This is a genomic window from Streptomyces sp. NPDC110618 (assembly GCF_055657065.1).
The window spans coordinates 88,300-101,740 of record NZ_JBVKBN010000026.1; the positions used below are offsets into that span (position 1 = coordinate 88,300).

The 13,441-nt window shown below is 69.2% G+C and carries 16 protein-coding genes and 1 tRNA gene; 9 read left to right on the top strand and 8 right to left on the bottom strand.

Annotation, left to right across the window (positions count from 1 at the left end; genetic code table 11):
• Window positions 1–17 precede the first annotated feature (17 nt).
• The 5 genes from ACZ7L7_RS32755 to ACZ7L7_RS32775 form a co-directional block, all read right to left on the bottom strand.
• Window positions 18–578, bottom strand: coding sequence for a SigE family RNA polymerase sigma factor (locus ACZ7L7_RS32755; RefSeq protein ID WP_285516464.1), 561 nt, complete (start codon window positions 576–578; stop codon window positions 18–20).
• 146 nt (window positions 579–724) lie between these two features.
• Window positions 725–1,870 (bottom strand): lipid-transfer protein, encoded by a 1,146-nt coding sequence (locus ACZ7L7_RS32760; RefSeq protein ID WP_285516463.1) that lies wholly within the window; start codon window positions 1,868–1,870, stop codon window positions 725–727.
• On the bottom strand, window positions 1,867–2,256 hold the full coding sequence (locus tag ACZ7L7_RS32765; protein WP_285516462.1) for a MaoC family dehydratase: 390 nt from the start codon (window positions 2,254–2,256) through the stop codon (window positions 1,867–1,869). Before ACZ7L7_RS32765 ends, ACZ7L7_RS32760 begins: the two co-directional genes overlap by 4 nt.
• Entirely contained in the window at window positions 2,253–3,227 is a 975-nt protein-coding gene (locus ACZ7L7_RS32770) for a bifunctional MaoC family dehydratase N-terminal/OB-fold nucleic acid binding domain-containing protein (RefSeq protein ID WP_472077799.1), read from the bottom strand. The genes ACZ7L7_RS32765 and ACZ7L7_RS32770 overlap by 4 nt, the downstream gene beginning before the upstream one ends.
• A gap of 188 nt (window positions 3,228–3,415) precedes the next feature.
• The gene (locus tag ACZ7L7_RS32775) at window positions 3,416–3,742 is read right to left on the bottom strand and encodes a hypothetical protein (RefSeq protein WP_285516460.1); all 327 of its coding nucleotides are present in this window, start codon (window positions 3,740–3,742) and stop codon (window positions 3,416–3,418) included.
• Window positions 3,743–4,101: 359 nt separating this feature from the next.
• On the opposite strand from ACZ7L7_RS32775, the gene ACZ7L7_RS32780 reads away from it, so the two are divergent.
• The 3 genes from ACZ7L7_RS32780 to ACZ7L7_RS32790 all read left to right on the top strand — a co-directional run bounded on the left by ACZ7L7_RS32780 (window position 4,102) and on the right by ACZ7L7_RS32790 (window position 6,105).
• A complete protein-coding gene (locus ACZ7L7_RS32780) occupies window positions 4,102–4,971 on the top strand; it encodes a bifunctional DNA primase/polymerase (protein ID WP_472077800.1) in 870 nt (289 codons plus the stop codon).
• Window positions 4,972–5,119: 148 nt separating this feature from the next.
• Window positions 5,120–5,557: a hypothetical protein gene (locus tag ACZ7L7_RS32785; protein ID WP_261718861.1), complete on the top strand. Its 438-nt coding sequence runs from the start codon at window positions 5,120–5,122 to the stop codon at window positions 5,555–5,557.
• An 11-nt stretch (window positions 5,558–5,568) separates the two neighbouring features.
• A complete protein-coding gene (locus ACZ7L7_RS32790; RefSeq protein WP_472077801.1) occupies window positions 5,569–6,105 on the top strand; it encodes a DinB family protein in 537 nt (178 codons plus the stop codon).
• Here the strand turns inward: ACZ7L7_RS32790 and ACZ7L7_RS32795 are convergent.
• Entirely contained in the window at window positions 6,083–7,378 is a 1,296-nt protein-coding gene (locus ACZ7L7_RS32795) for a hypothetical protein (RefSeq protein WP_472077802.1), read from the bottom strand. The two genes, ACZ7L7_RS32790 and ACZ7L7_RS32795, sit on opposite strands and share 23 nt — an antisense overlap.
• Window positions 7,379–7,674: 296 nt before the next feature.
• Here ACZ7L7_RS32795 and ACZ7L7_RS32800 point away from each other — a divergent pair, with 296 nt between their 5' ends.
• Together ACZ7L7_RS32800 and ACZ7L7_RS32805 are read left to right on the top strand one after the other, a co-directional pair.
• Window positions 7,675–7,947 (top strand): hypothetical protein, encoded by a 273-nt coding sequence (locus tag ACZ7L7_RS32800; RefSeq protein ID WP_472077803.1) that lies wholly within the window; start codon window positions 7,675–7,677, stop codon window positions 7,945–7,947.
• Window positions 7,948–8,330: 383 nt separating this feature from the next.
• On the top strand, window positions 8,331–8,840 hold the full coding sequence (locus ACZ7L7_RS32805) for a hypothetical protein (protein WP_472077804.1): 510 nt from the start codon (window positions 8,331–8,333) through the stop codon (window positions 8,838–8,840).
• A gap of 150 nt (window positions 8,841–8,990) precedes the next feature.
• On the opposite strand, the gene ACZ7L7_RS32810 is transcribed toward ACZ7L7_RS32805, so the two are convergent.
• Window positions 8,991–9,079 (bottom strand) — tRNA-Ser (locus ACZ7L7_RS32810).
• A gap of 291 nt (window positions 9,080–9,370) precedes the next feature.
• Between ACZ7L7_RS32810 and ACZ7L7_RS32815 the strand changes: the two genes are divergently transcribed.
• On the top strand, window positions 9,371–9,904 hold the full coding sequence (locus ACZ7L7_RS32815; protein WP_471432776.1) for an NUDIX hydrolase: 534 nt from the start codon (window positions 9,371–9,373) through the stop codon (window positions 9,902–9,904).
• On the opposite strand, the gene ACZ7L7_RS32820 is transcribed toward ACZ7L7_RS32815, so the two are convergent.
• Window positions 9,894–11,222, bottom strand: a complete 1,329-nt coding sequence (locus tag ACZ7L7_RS32820) for a hypothetical protein (protein WP_471432774.1) — start codon at window positions 11,220–11,222, stop codon at window positions 9,894–9,896. The two genes, ACZ7L7_RS32815 and ACZ7L7_RS32820, sit on opposite strands and share 11 nt — an antisense overlap.
• Window positions 11,223–11,334: 112 nt before the next feature.
• On the opposite strand from ACZ7L7_RS32820, the gene ACZ7L7_RS32825 reads away from it, so the two are divergent.
• From ACZ7L7_RS32825 to ACZ7L7_RS32835, 3 genes are all read left to right on the top strand, one after another.
• Window positions 11,335–11,577 (top strand): hypothetical protein, encoded by a 243-nt coding sequence (locus ACZ7L7_RS32825; protein WP_471432772.1) that lies wholly within the window; start codon window positions 11,335–11,337, stop codon window positions 11,575–11,577.
• Window positions 11,578–11,832: 255 nt separating this feature from the next.
• Complete coding sequence (locus ACZ7L7_RS32830) at window positions 11,833–12,276, top strand: glycine-rich domain-containing protein (protein ID WP_471432770.1); 444 nt, start codon at window positions 11,833–11,835, stop codon at window positions 12,274–12,276.
• Between the two features lie 70 nt (window positions 12,277–12,346).
• On the top strand, window positions 12,347–13,189 hold the full coding sequence (locus ACZ7L7_RS32835; RefSeq protein WP_471432768.1) for a protein kinase family protein: 843 nt from the start codon (window positions 12,347–12,349) through the stop codon (window positions 13,187–13,189).
• Window positions 13,190–13,441: the final 252 nt, after the last annotated feature.

The window sequence follows — 13,441 nt, forward strand, 5'->3', positions numbered from 1 at the left end:
CACGTTGACGGGGGGGGTCAGCGTCCGGTCATCAGTTCCGGGTCCTCGCGGAGCTTGCCGAGCGCCCTGGACACCGCGGACTTCACCGTGCCGACCGAGACGCCGAGCACCTCGGCGGTCTGGGCCTCGCTGAGGTCCTCGTAGTACCTGAGGACGACCATCGCCCGCTGCCGCGCCGGGAGTTTCATGATCGCCCGCCACATCGCGTCGCGCAGCGCCTGCTGCTCGGCCGGGTCGGCGCCGGTCGAGCAGGTCACCGAGGGCTCGGGCAGTTCGTCGGTGGTGAACTCGTCGACCCGGCGCTTGCGCCACTGCGAGGTGCGGGTGTTCACCAGCGCCCGGCGCACATAGCCGTCCAGCGCGCGGTGGTCCTCGATCCGCTCCCAGGCGACATACGTCTTGGCCAGCGCGGTCTGCAGCAGGTCCTCCGCGTCGCACGGGTTCGAGGTCAGTGATCTGGCGGTACGCAGCAGCACCGGCTGGCGGGCCCGGACGTACGACGAGAACGACGGGTACGGCAGCGTGCGCGCCCTCGGTGCGGCGGGCTGCGAAGCGCTGGTGCAGACGGGTGTGGTCATGGCTCAACGCTAGGAGCGGACACCCTCCCCGCTCATCGCCCGGAGGTCCCGAAGCCGCGTCCGCCTCAGGTTGTAGGGGTGGGGTTGGCTCCACCTCCTGAGGGTGGACGAGGAGCTGCGGGCTACTGCGGGTTTACCCCTGCGGGTCATCCGTCCGCAGTCAGGACGAGACCCGAGGTCGGCACTCCTGTCCCTGCCGTGACCAGGACTCGCCCCGCCCCCGGCACCTGGTTGACCGCCGTCCCCCTGATCTGGCGTACGCCCTCCGCGATGCCGTTCATCCCATGGAGGTACGCCTCGCCGAGCTGTCCGCCGTGGGTGTTCAGAGGCAGCTCGTCCGCGGCCACGAAGCCGGCGGCCTCGCCCCTGTCGCAGAAGCCGTACTCCTCCAGTTGCATCAGCACGAAGGGGGTGAAGTGGTCGTAGACGATGCCCACGTCGATGTCGGCCGGCGTCAGTCCCGTCGTGCGCCACAGCTGCCGGGCCACCACCGCCGACTCCGGCAGGCCGGTGAGGTCGCCGGTGTGGAAGCCGGTCATCTGCTCCTGGCCGCGTCCGGCGCCCTGCGCGGCGGCCGCGATCACCGCCGGGGGCCGGGGGAGGTCGCGGGCGCGGTCCAGGGAGGTGACGACGAGCGCCTGGCCGCCGTCGGTCTCCTGGCAGCAGTCCAGCAGCCTGAGCGGCTCGGCGATCCAGCGGGAGGCGGCGTGGTCGGCGAGGGTGATGGGGCGGCCGTGGAAGTAGGCGGCGGGGTTGGTGGCCGCGTACCGGCGGGCCGTGACCGCGACCGGGCCGAACGCCTCCTCCGGGGTCAGCCCGTAGGTGTGCAGGTAGCGCTGGGCGGCCATCGCCACCCAGGACGCCGGGGTGAGCAGCCCGAACGGCAGTACCCAGCCGAGCGCGGCGCCCTCCGCGGACGGCTCGCGGTGCTGCACGCCGGAGCCGAAGCGGCGGCCCGAACGCTCGTTGAACGCGCGGTAGCAGACCACGGCCTCCGCCGCCCCCGACGCCACCGCGAGCGCCGCCTGCTGGACGGTCGCGCAGGCCGCGCCGCCGCCGTAGTGGACGCGGGAGAAGAAGGACAGCTCGCCGATCCCGGCCGCCTGGGCGACGGTGATCTCCGGGCTGGTGTCCATGGTGAAGGTGACCATGCCGTCCACGTCGGCGGGCGCCAGGCCCGCGTCGTCGAGGGCGGCCCGGACCGCCTCCACGGCCAGCCGCAGCTCGCTGCGCCCGGAGTCCTTGGAGAACTCGGTGGCCCCGATGCCGACGATCGCCGTACGGCGGTTCACGAGGCGCCTCCCAGGGTGATCCTCGCGGTGCCGGTGACATGGGCGCCGAGGCGGTTGGTGCCGGTGACGCGGACGGTCGCCGTGGCGCCGTCGAGGGCCTCGATGCGGCCGGTCAGCACCATGGTGTCGCCTGGGTAGTTGGGGGCACCCAGGCGGATGGAGAGGGAGCGGAGGACGGCGGTCGGGCCGAAGTGGTCGGTCAGGTAGCGGCCGACCAGGCCGTTGGTGGTGAGGATGTTCATGAAGATGTCCGGTGAGCCCTTCTCGCGGGCGAGTTCGGGGTCGTGGTGCACGTCCTGGTAGTCGCGGGAGGCGAGGGCGCCGGCCACGATCAGGGTGCGGGTGACCGGCACCGTCAGCGGGGGCAGTTCGTCTCCGGGCCTCATCCGGCCACCCGCCAGACGGGGAGGGTCAGTTCGTCGTCGTACGCCCGGAACTCGGCGCGCACCAAAAGCCCGATCCGCACCTTGTCGTACGGCACCCCGACCACGTTCCCGAGCATGCGCACGCCCTCCGCCAGCTCGACCAGGGCGACCGCGTAGGGCGGGTCGAAGGCCGGGAAGGGCGGGTGGTGCATGACGACGTACGAGTACACCGTGCCCTCGCCGCTCGCCCGCACGGTGTCCCAGTCGAGGCAGCCGCAGGTGTTGCAGCCGGGGAGCCAGGGGTGGCGGAGGGCCGCGCAGCCGGTGCAGCGCTGGAGGAGCAGTTCGTGGCGGCTCACGCCCTCCCAGAAACCGGCGTTGTCGCGGTTGACGACGGGGCGGGGGCGGGGCGGGGTGTGCTTCTTGCGCGCGGGGGCGTACTTGAGGATGCGGAAGCGGTGGGTGCCGACGAGGTCGGGGCCGACGCGGAGGTCGGTGCGGGTGGTGACGAAGTGGCCGGTGCCGAGCTTGGTGGTCTTGCGGGCGGAGACCGACTCGATGACCGTGTCGAAGGTGACCTCGTCGCCGGGGCGCAGGGGGCGCAGATACTCCTGCTCGCAGTCGGTGGCGACGACGGAGGTGCAGCCCGCCGCGTCGAGCAGGGCGAGCAGTTCGTCGTAGGCGGCGGAGCGGACCTGGTGGCGGGAGGGGCCCTGGTGGGGGGAGCGGCCCTGGTGGGGGGAGCGGCCCTGGCCGGAGAGTCCCTGGTGGCCGGAGAGGCCGGCCATCGTCCACACCTGGAGCATGGTGGGCGGGGCGACGGCGTCGGGGCCGGTGTAGGCGGGGTTGGTGTCGCCCATGGCCTCGCACCAGTGGCGGATCATGGGCAGGTTGACGGGGTCCTTGCCGGTGGCGCGGGTGGCGGCGGGGCGGCCCTCGAAGGCCTTGAGCTGCGCGGTGAGTTGCTCGTCGAGTTGCTCCTCGCGGTTCACGACTCCCTCCCCTCTCAAGGTTTCTGACTGTGTGTCAGATACTGCGGGGAGTCAAGAGCGGGTGCGCCCGGCCCGGAAAACGTCTGCGCGGCGATGCCGCTGTGGCACCGCCGCGCAGACGTGTTGACCCCCAAGAGCACACCACACGAAGGACCGTCGGCCGGTGCCGGTCACCGGCCGCGGTCAGCTCACCACCACAGCGGGGTGAAGCTGACCGCCACGTTGTCGTTGCCCTGGTTGATGGCGGTGAACGCGGACCCGTCGACCTGGGCGGTATTGCTCTGGTTCGAGGCACCGGAGCCGATGGCCTGCTGCTGGGTCGTGGACGAGTTGCCGTTGTTGTTGCCGCCCACGCCGCTGCCGATGATGCCCTGCCAGGCGTTGGTGACGGCCGCGCTCGATCCGTCGTCCGCGATGGCGCCGTTGTCCGCCGACGCGACACCGCTGAACAGGGCGGCGGCGAGCGGGAGGGCGGAGACGGCGGCGATGACGCGGGCGGTACGGATGCTTGCCATGTTGTTCCTCCAGAAAGGTTCGCTAGGCCCGTCAGGCGCTTCCGAGTGCCTGAACTACGGCTTTGACCTGGGCAGTTGGCCGACCACCCGGGTGATGATCACGACGTCGCGAGACCAGAGTTGCCCACCGAATCCCCGGCGAACCACCTCGGAAGCGACGATTCGCCCTCAAGCGTGATGACAAGTCGATAAACCCCTTTGCACGCACAGAGGCCACGACTCGGAACAGGTGGGGCGGCTCGCCCCAAGCAGGACAAGAGGTGAATGGTTCCGGCACGTTTCCGGCCATTCCGCCCCACCCGGCGTGCCGCACCCGAACTCCCCTTCCCTTTCTCGAACACACGTACGAACATAGAGGTATGGCCACCACCGACCGGCAGGCCACGACGCTGGCCCTCGCACACGCCCTGTCAGCCGCCGAACGCGGACTGGCCGTCATCCCCCTGTCCCGGACGAAGCTCCCGGCCCTGCGCTCCCCCCACCGCGACTCCCCCGACCCCGTCCCCTGCCACGGCGCATGCGGCCGCTACGGCCATGGCGTGTACGACGCCTCCACCGACCCCGACCGCATCCGCTCACTCTTCGCCGCGGCGCCCTGGGCGACCGGGTACGGCATCGCGTGCGGACTCCCGCCGCACTACCTGATCGGCGTCGACCTCGACACCAAGACCGGTACGGACGCCTCGGCCGCCCTGCGCGAACTGGCCCTGCGGCACCTGTTCACGATCCCCGACACGGTGGTCGTGCTGACCCCGAGCGGCGGACGCCACCTCTGGCTCAGCGGCCCGCCGGACGTGGTCGTCCCCAACTCGGCCGGCCGCCTGGCCCCCGGCATCGACATCCGCGGCGCCGGCGGCTACCTCGTCGGCCCCGGCTCCCGCACCGACCACGGGGTGTACAGCACGGTCCCGGGCACCGCGCACCTCGCCCCCGCGGCCTGCCCGCCCGCGCTGCTCCGGCTGCTGCTGCCACCGCCCCGGGTGCCGCAGTCGCCGGTGCCGCCGTCGGCGGGGGACCACGGGAAGGGCCTGGTGCAGTTCGTCCTCGCCGCGCACGAGGGGCAGCGCAACACCCGCCTGTTCTGGGCCGCCTGCCGGGCCTACGAGGACGGCATCGGCCCCGCGCTGATCGAGCCGCTGGTGGAGGCGGCGCTGAACACGGGGCTGACCGAGCGGGAGGCGCGGGCGACGATTTCGTCGGCGGCGCGGCTGACGGGGCACCGGGGCTGAGATTCTGGCACCTGTCCGGGGTCTTGAAATCAAGGTCCTGTCCGGGGTCCTGAAATCAAGGTCCTGTCCGGGGTCCTGAAATCAAGGGCCTGTCCGGGGTCTTGAAAATCAGGAGCCCGACCGGGGTTTGTTCCCTAGGGTGCCGATCATGCCTCTGACGCGCGTAGTGCTCCCCTCCGGCCGCCCGGTGGACCTGATGGACCTCCACCTGTCCTCGACGTACGGCGGGATGCTGGAGGGCTACCCGTGCTCCCTGGTGAACAGGATGGAGATCGCCCGCCTGCTGAAGGCCGCGGAGCGCGTCTCGCCGTCGGGACCGGTGCACCTGATCGAGCCGGAGCGCGAGTATCCCGACGGGCGCGAGGGCGGGGGCGGGTTCGGCCCGGTGGAGCTGATTCCGTCGGTGGCGTGCGTGGGCGTCTTCCGCTCGACCGTGATCGACCCTGCGCGGGACCCGGTCCTGCACCGGTCCCACCTGACGGTGGCCTGGTACCAGCCGACACCACAGACCCCGTCGGGCGAGATCGACGACCATCCGCTGCGCGAACTGGCGTGGGAGGAACTGGCAGAGGACTACGAACTCTGAGGAGGCCCTCCATGACCACGGACCGACTCGGCCTGCTGCGTGGACAGTTCGACCTGACCTGGGCGCTGTTCGAGTACCACCTGGAGCGCCTGGAGGAGGCCGACTTCCGGTGGGAACCGGTGGCCCACTGCTGGACGGTCCGCGAGGACGCGCACGGGCGGTGGGTCCCGGACTGGGCGGACACCGAGCCGGACCCGGTCCCGATGCCGACGATCGCCTGGCTGACCTGGCACATCGGCTGGTGGTGGGAGACGGCCACGTCACATGTACGGGGCGTTCCACCGCGGGACCGCACGGAGATCACCTGGCCGGGTCCGGGCGAGCCCGCCCTGACCTGGCTCCGCTCGCTCCGCGAGGAGTGGCTGACGGCGGTGTCCGCCCTGTCGGACGCGGATCTGGACACCCCTGCCGCCTTCCCCGACCCGGCGTACTCCCTCGCGCAGATGATCGCCTGGGTGAACGCCGAGCTGATGAAGAACGTGGCGGAGATCGGGCAGTTGAGGCTGTTGCGAGTGGCGGGGAGGGTCAGTCCGGCAGCTTCGCGCTGAGGTCGAGGGCGTCGGCGAGGTGCTTGGTGACCGAGTCCGCGTCCTCCCGGTCGCGGGGGTAGCTGAAGTAGGCGGCGTGCGGCCAGGCGGGGAGGAAGCGCCAGGGCTTGTTGCCCAGCACGGGGACGTCACGGACTCCGCTGCCGAACAGTGGGCGCAGCGGGCCGCCGAACCAGTCCCCGAGAATCCCGAAGAAGGACGGAATGTAGGGGAACCAGAGATTGGTCCACCGCACGACGGCAAAGGGCGACCAGTCGTTGAGTACGGCTTTTCCGGACCAGCGGTACGAGTAGGGCCCATCCCCGGGGCCGAGATCGGCTTGCGGAACGGGCGGGCAGGTGACGATCTCGTGCCGGTCGACACGCTGGTCGAAATCCGCCGGGTTCTTCGTGTAGAGCCGGTCGGCGAAACACATGGGTGTGCCGCATCTGACGAAGTCGGTGATCCGCCACGGATTCCCTTCCGCGCGCAGCTCGGCCCACAGCGCCCACTGGGCCGCGCGAAAGTCGTCGGTCTGCTCGCCTGTGGGCGCCGCCCCCGCCCGCCTCCCGGGCATGGCGCCCGCCACCTCCTCGAACTCCGCCAACGCCGCCGAGTCGAGGTCGAGGCGACTGCGCATGGTGCCCCAGAGGGTGCTGATCCCGTCGTAGGCGATGTATGCGCCGAGGCTGTGCGCGACGACGACGATCCGCTGGTACCGCGGCACCCCGGAGATCTCGGCCTGATGCAGTTCCCGAAGAAGATCCACCATCCCTTTCCGAATCTCGCGCCGCACCGCATAGGACCGCGGCGAGGTATCGAGATAACGCACCACATCAACAAAGCTGTTGGTGATGAACGAGGGTCCGAACCGCGTGGCGACGAAGAGCAGAAACACGCCCACGGCGCCCGACCCGACCACGGTGAACACCACGTTGAGCAGTTCCTCGGAGGACAGCCCGAGGGCAAAGATCCCCCACCCCGCCAGGACGAGCAGCACCCAGCAGGCGAGCCACGCGAACCCGAGCCCCTTGGGCGGAAGCCGCCGCATCAGCTTCAGAAACGTCGGCACCATGTCCGACAGCCGGTTCCCCTGCATCAGATGGGCCCAGTGGTACTCGAAGAACTCCGTCTGCGGCCGGTCCCCCTCCGCCGGTGCCAGAAACCGCCGCGACTCGAAGGACTCGGAGGCGTTGTCCCGCAGCGAGTGGAACTTCCAGGTCCCGTCCTCCTGCGGCGGCAGGGCGGCCCGGATGAGCTTCGTCAACGCGTCCAACGGACGCTGCTCGCCCATGCCGTGCACGATCACGACAGCTTGGCGTTGAGTGGCCATACTTCTTGATCGGCACGCGGGGTGCGAGGCTTGATCAAGCAACGGACCAGTTGGAAGTACGGGGGAACCACGCCATGACCCATCCACGCCGGAGACTCGCAGGATTCGCCGCTGTGCTGTCGGCGCTCCTGCTCACGTCCTGCACGCCGTCCGACAGCGACGCCTCCCACCCGGCATCACCGACACCGAGCGGACCGTCGGAGAAGGCTCTCACCGAGCGGGCACAAGCGGCTCTCACCGCCGTCAGCAACGGAACATTGAACGAAGCCGGTGCGGAGCGTCTGAGCGACGGCATCCACACCGAACCCACACTGCGCAAGGGCCAGACCTACCGCCTGAACCTCGCCTGCGCAGGCACCGGCACCGCACGCGTGGAGTTCGTCCCGCAGAAGGCCGGCACCCCGACCTCGGTCCCGTGCGACGAGTCGGTCGTCCAGCAACGTCTCAACGGGGACGGCCCGCTCCGGATCGACGTGAACGGTGCCGAGGGGTCAACCGGCGTGATCGCGTGGGAGATCGACGCGCTCTGACGCGGAAAGGGACGCCCCTCCCGTTGAGAGGGACGCCATGTGGGAGCCGTCGCCTGCGTCGGCGGGGGCGGCCCCGCGTCAGATGTTCCCGACTTCGGTCAAGCCGTAGACATACGGCCGGGCATCCAGCCTCCACCGCTGATCGGGATTCAGATGGCAGTCCCAGAGGATCAGCGCCGGATCACGCCGATCACCCGCCATTTCGCGCTCTTCCCGGGCAACGTATCGCGCATGATCGCAGTCTCCTGGCGCCTGGTGAGCGATGTACCGCCTCCACTGCAGCACTGGCCGACGCGCCCATGTAAGGGCGCGTAAGTGCGTATCAGGGGCGCACACTCTCGTCTCTTGTAGCGTCGCCGCAGACGATCACAGGGGAGGGGTCAATGTCGGGTGATCTCCAGTTCAGTTGGAGTCTGACCGGTGCAGGTTGGGCTACGTACCGTGTCGCGGATGGTGAGTCGGAGCAGACGTGCAGTCCGAGTTACTGCACCAATGCCCTCGCTGACCTGCTCATTGGCGTTGCAGGCCTGTACGGGCCTGACGCTGCGCGGCGGTTCTCCTTCGACCTGGAGCCCGCTGAAGTGAGGTGGGTTCTCAACAGCCGTGGGGCAGATGTCGAGATCCGCATCTACCGGTTCCCTGACATGTTCAAGAGCTTCGATCTGCCGGACGACGACGGCAAGCTCTTGTGGAGTTCGGTTCAGTCGCGCAGCGCTTTCGGGCACGTGGTCGTGGAAGCCGCGCAAGGCGTCCTACGACTGCATGGTGAGGACGGGTACCGGAAAAAGTGGATGCAGCACCCCTTTCCCCGCAAGGAGCTGGGAGAGCTTCGCCGTCTGCATCTAAAGGGGGACGCTTGCGATCTTCCACACGCGTTGCCGTCCTCGGGATGAGTCCTGCCCCTGGCGTGTCTGACCAGGTAGAAGAGCTCCTCGGTGCCGGACCTCAGTGGACGCGACCTGGCGGGAAGTCCCGGAGCCCGGGCAAGCGAGCGGCCCCCGACCTTTGATCCAGGTCAGGGGCCGTCCTCAGTGTTCTCAGCGCGGAGGCGGTGGGATTTGAACCCACGGTCGTGTTGCCACGACGACGGTTTTCAAGACCGTTCCCTTAGGCCGCTCGGGCAACCCACCTCGGCCCCGTCCCACCTGGGGCGGAGCGGCTACAGCCTACCGGCCTCCAGCCTCGGGCGGGGCTCTTGGTCCACACGGGGTCCACTGACTCGGCTTCTACCCACTGCCGTGTCGAACCTCTGGAGCCAGCCGACCCCTGCGCTGAAGCTCCAGAACCTAGCCTCGCGCGCTACTACCCCCCAGCGAGCGTCGTAGTGCGTATCCATGCACCATCTCGTCACAATGACGCGAAACCTACCTTGCGTCCGTCGGTCGTCTGAGATCCTGGAGTCCGATCGAGAGGGGCCGCAGGTATGGAGTGGAAGACCCACGGTGAGCGACAGATCTACACCAACAAGTGGGTGAATCTGTGTCTGGTCGACGTCCAGCAGCCTGACGGGCGGAGGTGGGAGTACCACGTCGTTCGCCTCCGGCATCTGGCAGTGGCCGCCGTGGTCAATGACCGGCGGGAGGTCCTGATGATGTGGCGACACCGCTTCATCACGGACTCGTGGGCCTGGGAGCTGCCCATGGGCCTGGTCGAAGAGGGCGAGACCCCGGAGGAGGCGGCGGCCCGCGAAGTCCTGGAGGAGACCGGCTGGCGCCCCGGACCCATCAAGCCCCTGATCTACGCCGAGCCGGCCAACGGGATCACCGACTCCCAGCACCACGTCTTCCGGGTGGACGGCGCCACGTACGCGGGGCCGCCCACGGAGGAGAACGAATCCGACCGCATCGAGTGGATACCGCTCTCGGAGATCCGGGGCATGATCGACCGTCGCGAGATCGTGAGCAGTGGATCACTGGTGGGCCTGCTCTACCTGCTCATGGATGAAGCTATCCGCTGACCGGCGGGAGGAGTTCCCGTAGCCGTGCCTCGAAGGCCAGGGCTACGGGCTCCTGCCTATGAGGGGCCAACTGGCCGTAGAACTCCCTCAGGTGGCCCGTCACGCGCTCTGACGCCACCGCCGACGCGGGTTCGAGCGCTTGTGTGGCTGTGTGGCATGCCTGGTCGAGCTTGCCCTGGTCCAACTGCGTCCGCGCCAGCCAGAACGAGTGGAAGGCGCGCCCCCGCTGGTTGGTACGGTCCTCCCGCCGTAGCGCGTCCGCGATCAAGGGCTCAGCGGTCTTTGCCTCGCCCAGTCGGCCATGGGCGATACCCGTGTCCACGATGAGCTTCGGCTCGTCGAAGTACGTCACCCATGACGGATCGGGGTCACTCGACTTGATCTGCTCGAAGTGGCGGTGGGCCTCCCCGATCGCCCGATGCGTGTCCGCCTGGTTCCCGATGGTCGCGTGGGCGAACGCCTCGCGCATGGACAGCATCGACAGCACGCGCGGCGTGGTACCGGCAGCCGAGCGGGCCTGATCCTGGGCGGCGGTCACCAGCGCCAGTGAGTCCGCGGGCTTGTCCTGGTAGGTGGCCTGCAAGCTCATGCACGCCAGGACGTTGGCCATGAACTGCCGGTCGTCGATCTCCTTGGCCAGCTGAAGCGCCTCGGTGAAGTACGCGCGGGCCTGGTTGTACTGGCGGGCGTCGAAGTAGGTCCACCCGGTGAGCCGCGCCAGCTCTGCCGCGATGCCGTACAGGCCCTTCTGAATCGACGGCGGCCGGTTTTCCTTCAGCAGACCGACGACGTACCGGAGCTGCCCGACGATGGCCGGCCGTAGCGCTTCCCCGCCGTGCTGATCGTCCCGCCGCCAGTAGTCCTCGATCGAGGAGCGGAACGCTTCGAGCGTCGCCGCGCTCAGGCTCGTGCGGGTGGCCAGGGCAAGGATGCTGTCGACATCCGGCCCCGGCAGAGACGCGGGCTCCTGCGGCTCCGTTCGCGGCACTTGGGGCGTCTCTCGTTCGACGACGGCCAGGGCCTGCGGCGTCTCCCACGACCGGCGGGCGAGCCCCAGCATGTGGCCCGGGATGCGCAACCCGTCCGCGATGCGCTCGATGACGTCCATGTGCTGCAACTTGCGCTGCCCGGCGATCACTTCGCCGACTCGGCTCGGTGTCAGGTCGCAGCGCCGGGCGATCATCGACGGGTAGATGCCCGCCTTGGTCTTCACGAGCTGGAAGACCTTGGAGAAGTCGCGGACCCGGCACGCATCGATCATCTCCGGATCGGTGAGCAGCCTTCCAGGCAGTTCCTGCGGCTGTTCGGCGTCGGGCATTGGGTGGCTCCCCACTGCGAGGGCTACGCAACGTCGCTGGGTCTCTACTTGCCGCGATATTACCCAAGTTGGGTAATCAGCCTGACCTTTTGGCGAGGGTGCCCGGATCGCGATGCTCCTCTGCATGGCGAGCAACCAGCAGACCAGACCGGACATCGGTGCCCTGGCAAAGGACACCGCCAGTGGACGAATCGGCGTCGTGATGGGTGCTGTCGGCGGTCGTGTGCAGATACGGCCGATCGGTGGTGGCCGGGAGTGGGACGCCGTGCCGGACAAGGTGCGGCCCCTGAGCGCGCGGGAGGAACTGAGCGCCCGCCTGGCCATCAGGAACGGCAACAGTCGGGAACGGCTGTGATGCGCGCCATCGGCCGGTACGCGGGGGTTCTCTTCATCATCATGATCAGCGGGTCCTGTGGCCTGGTGATCGGCATGGCCCTCGGTATCAGCCAGTAGACCGGCCGCCCCGGGCGGGTGCCCGTTTCCCCGCTCCCCCCCCCTTCCCCGCCTGGGGTGGCCTCCCAAGCCCGCTTCTAATCGCTCTGGCGCCACAACCTCGGCGACCGACGCGGGCGGCAAGTGCCTGGCACCGCCACACACAAGGAGTAGTCGCATGACGGCAACGGCAAACGACCAGAAGACCGGACGCGCGGTGGCTGGTGAGGAGCTGTTCGATAGCCTCGCCCACTTCGTGGTCGTCCACAACGGGCAGTCGCGCGAGCGGGCCGAGCGGATCGCGGACCAGGCAGTCGCCTTCCTGGTCACCGCTGCGACCGCCACCGTCCCCATGGTCCCGTCGGACGACGTGGACCTCGGCCTGCACGCGCTCATCCTGCACACGAAGGAGTACGCCGCCCTGTGCGAGCGGCACGCGGGCCGCTTCCTGCACCACAACCCCGCGCCGGGCGGCGGCGCCCGTGACCCGGAGATGGTCGCGGCCTCGGCGCGCGCCATGAAGGCGGCTGGGTTCATGGTCTTCGACGACCTGTGGACCGTGGACGGCACGAACCTCGCGCAGTGCGACTCGGACTGCGGCCGCCCGTACGGTCAGGCGTAGCACACGACAGCAGCGACGCGGCCGGCCTCGTCTCAGGGCCGGCCGCGCTCGCCCGGAAGGAGAAGAGACGTTGTCCGGGTCCTCCACTGAATTGCCGATCGTGGTGCTCGACGCGCTGATGCCCACGACTCAGCGCCTGGTCGTGAACCGTCGCGGCTCCATGGTCTGGGAGGTCGAAAGCGACCGTGGCCGCTACGCCGTGAAGGTCGGCTACCCGATCGAGGCCACCCCTGAGTGGTCCGCCCAGCCTTGGACGGCCCTCGCCCCAGCCCGGGAGGGTGCCGTGCTGTACCGCCTCGGCTTCGACGACTTCGCGTACGGCGAGTGGGAGCACGGAACGTGGAACTTCCAGCCGTGGCACGAGGGGCCGGACCTGTACGCCCTGTGGGCGCCCTGCCGCCGGCCGGAGTCGGCCCTGGAACCCCATGTGAGCGTGGCTCTGGGGTGTGTGGAGGCCCTGGCCGAACTCCACGGCAAGGGCTGGGCCCACGGTGACGTACAGCCCGCCCACTTCATCATCGGGCCGGAACGGACCCACCTCATCGACCTGGCGCTCGCCCAGGGCGGGCACATTCCCGAGGGGTACGACTTCCCGTTCCGCGGCTGCCTCGTCCACTACGAGGCTCCCGAGATCGCGCGCAGCGTGCTCGACACCGGAAAGGCTGAGCCGACGCCGGAAGCCGACGTCTACGCCCTCGGCGCCTCCCTGTTCATCTCCGCCACTGGGTGGCGTGCCGTCGAGTACCCGGATGACGCTCCCCGCCCGGTTCAGAGAGCAGCCGTGGCGGATGGCAGGCGACGTCCGGTGAGAGTACCGGGGCCGATGGGCGAGCTGATCGACCAGATGCTCAGCCATGTCCCGGAGGACCGACCCACCATCTATGAAGTGGGCAAGGTCCTGAGCGCTCTCTGACGCTCGTTCATCTGGTCTGGCTCGCGTGGCGCAGGCCGAAAACCAAAGACCGGACCACCCCTCAGCCTGGACAGCATTCCGGGTGGTCCGGTCGCAGGATCCCTGATCAGGACCCCGGTGCCGATGGTACCGGGGTGGTCGGCGTGCTCGAATGAGGGTGAGCTGACCCCGGATTCGTGGAGTCCCTGAAGCCAGGCTTATGATCCTGGCCCGAAGGAGAACCACGAGCAGTGCCAGCACCACGTAAGTACC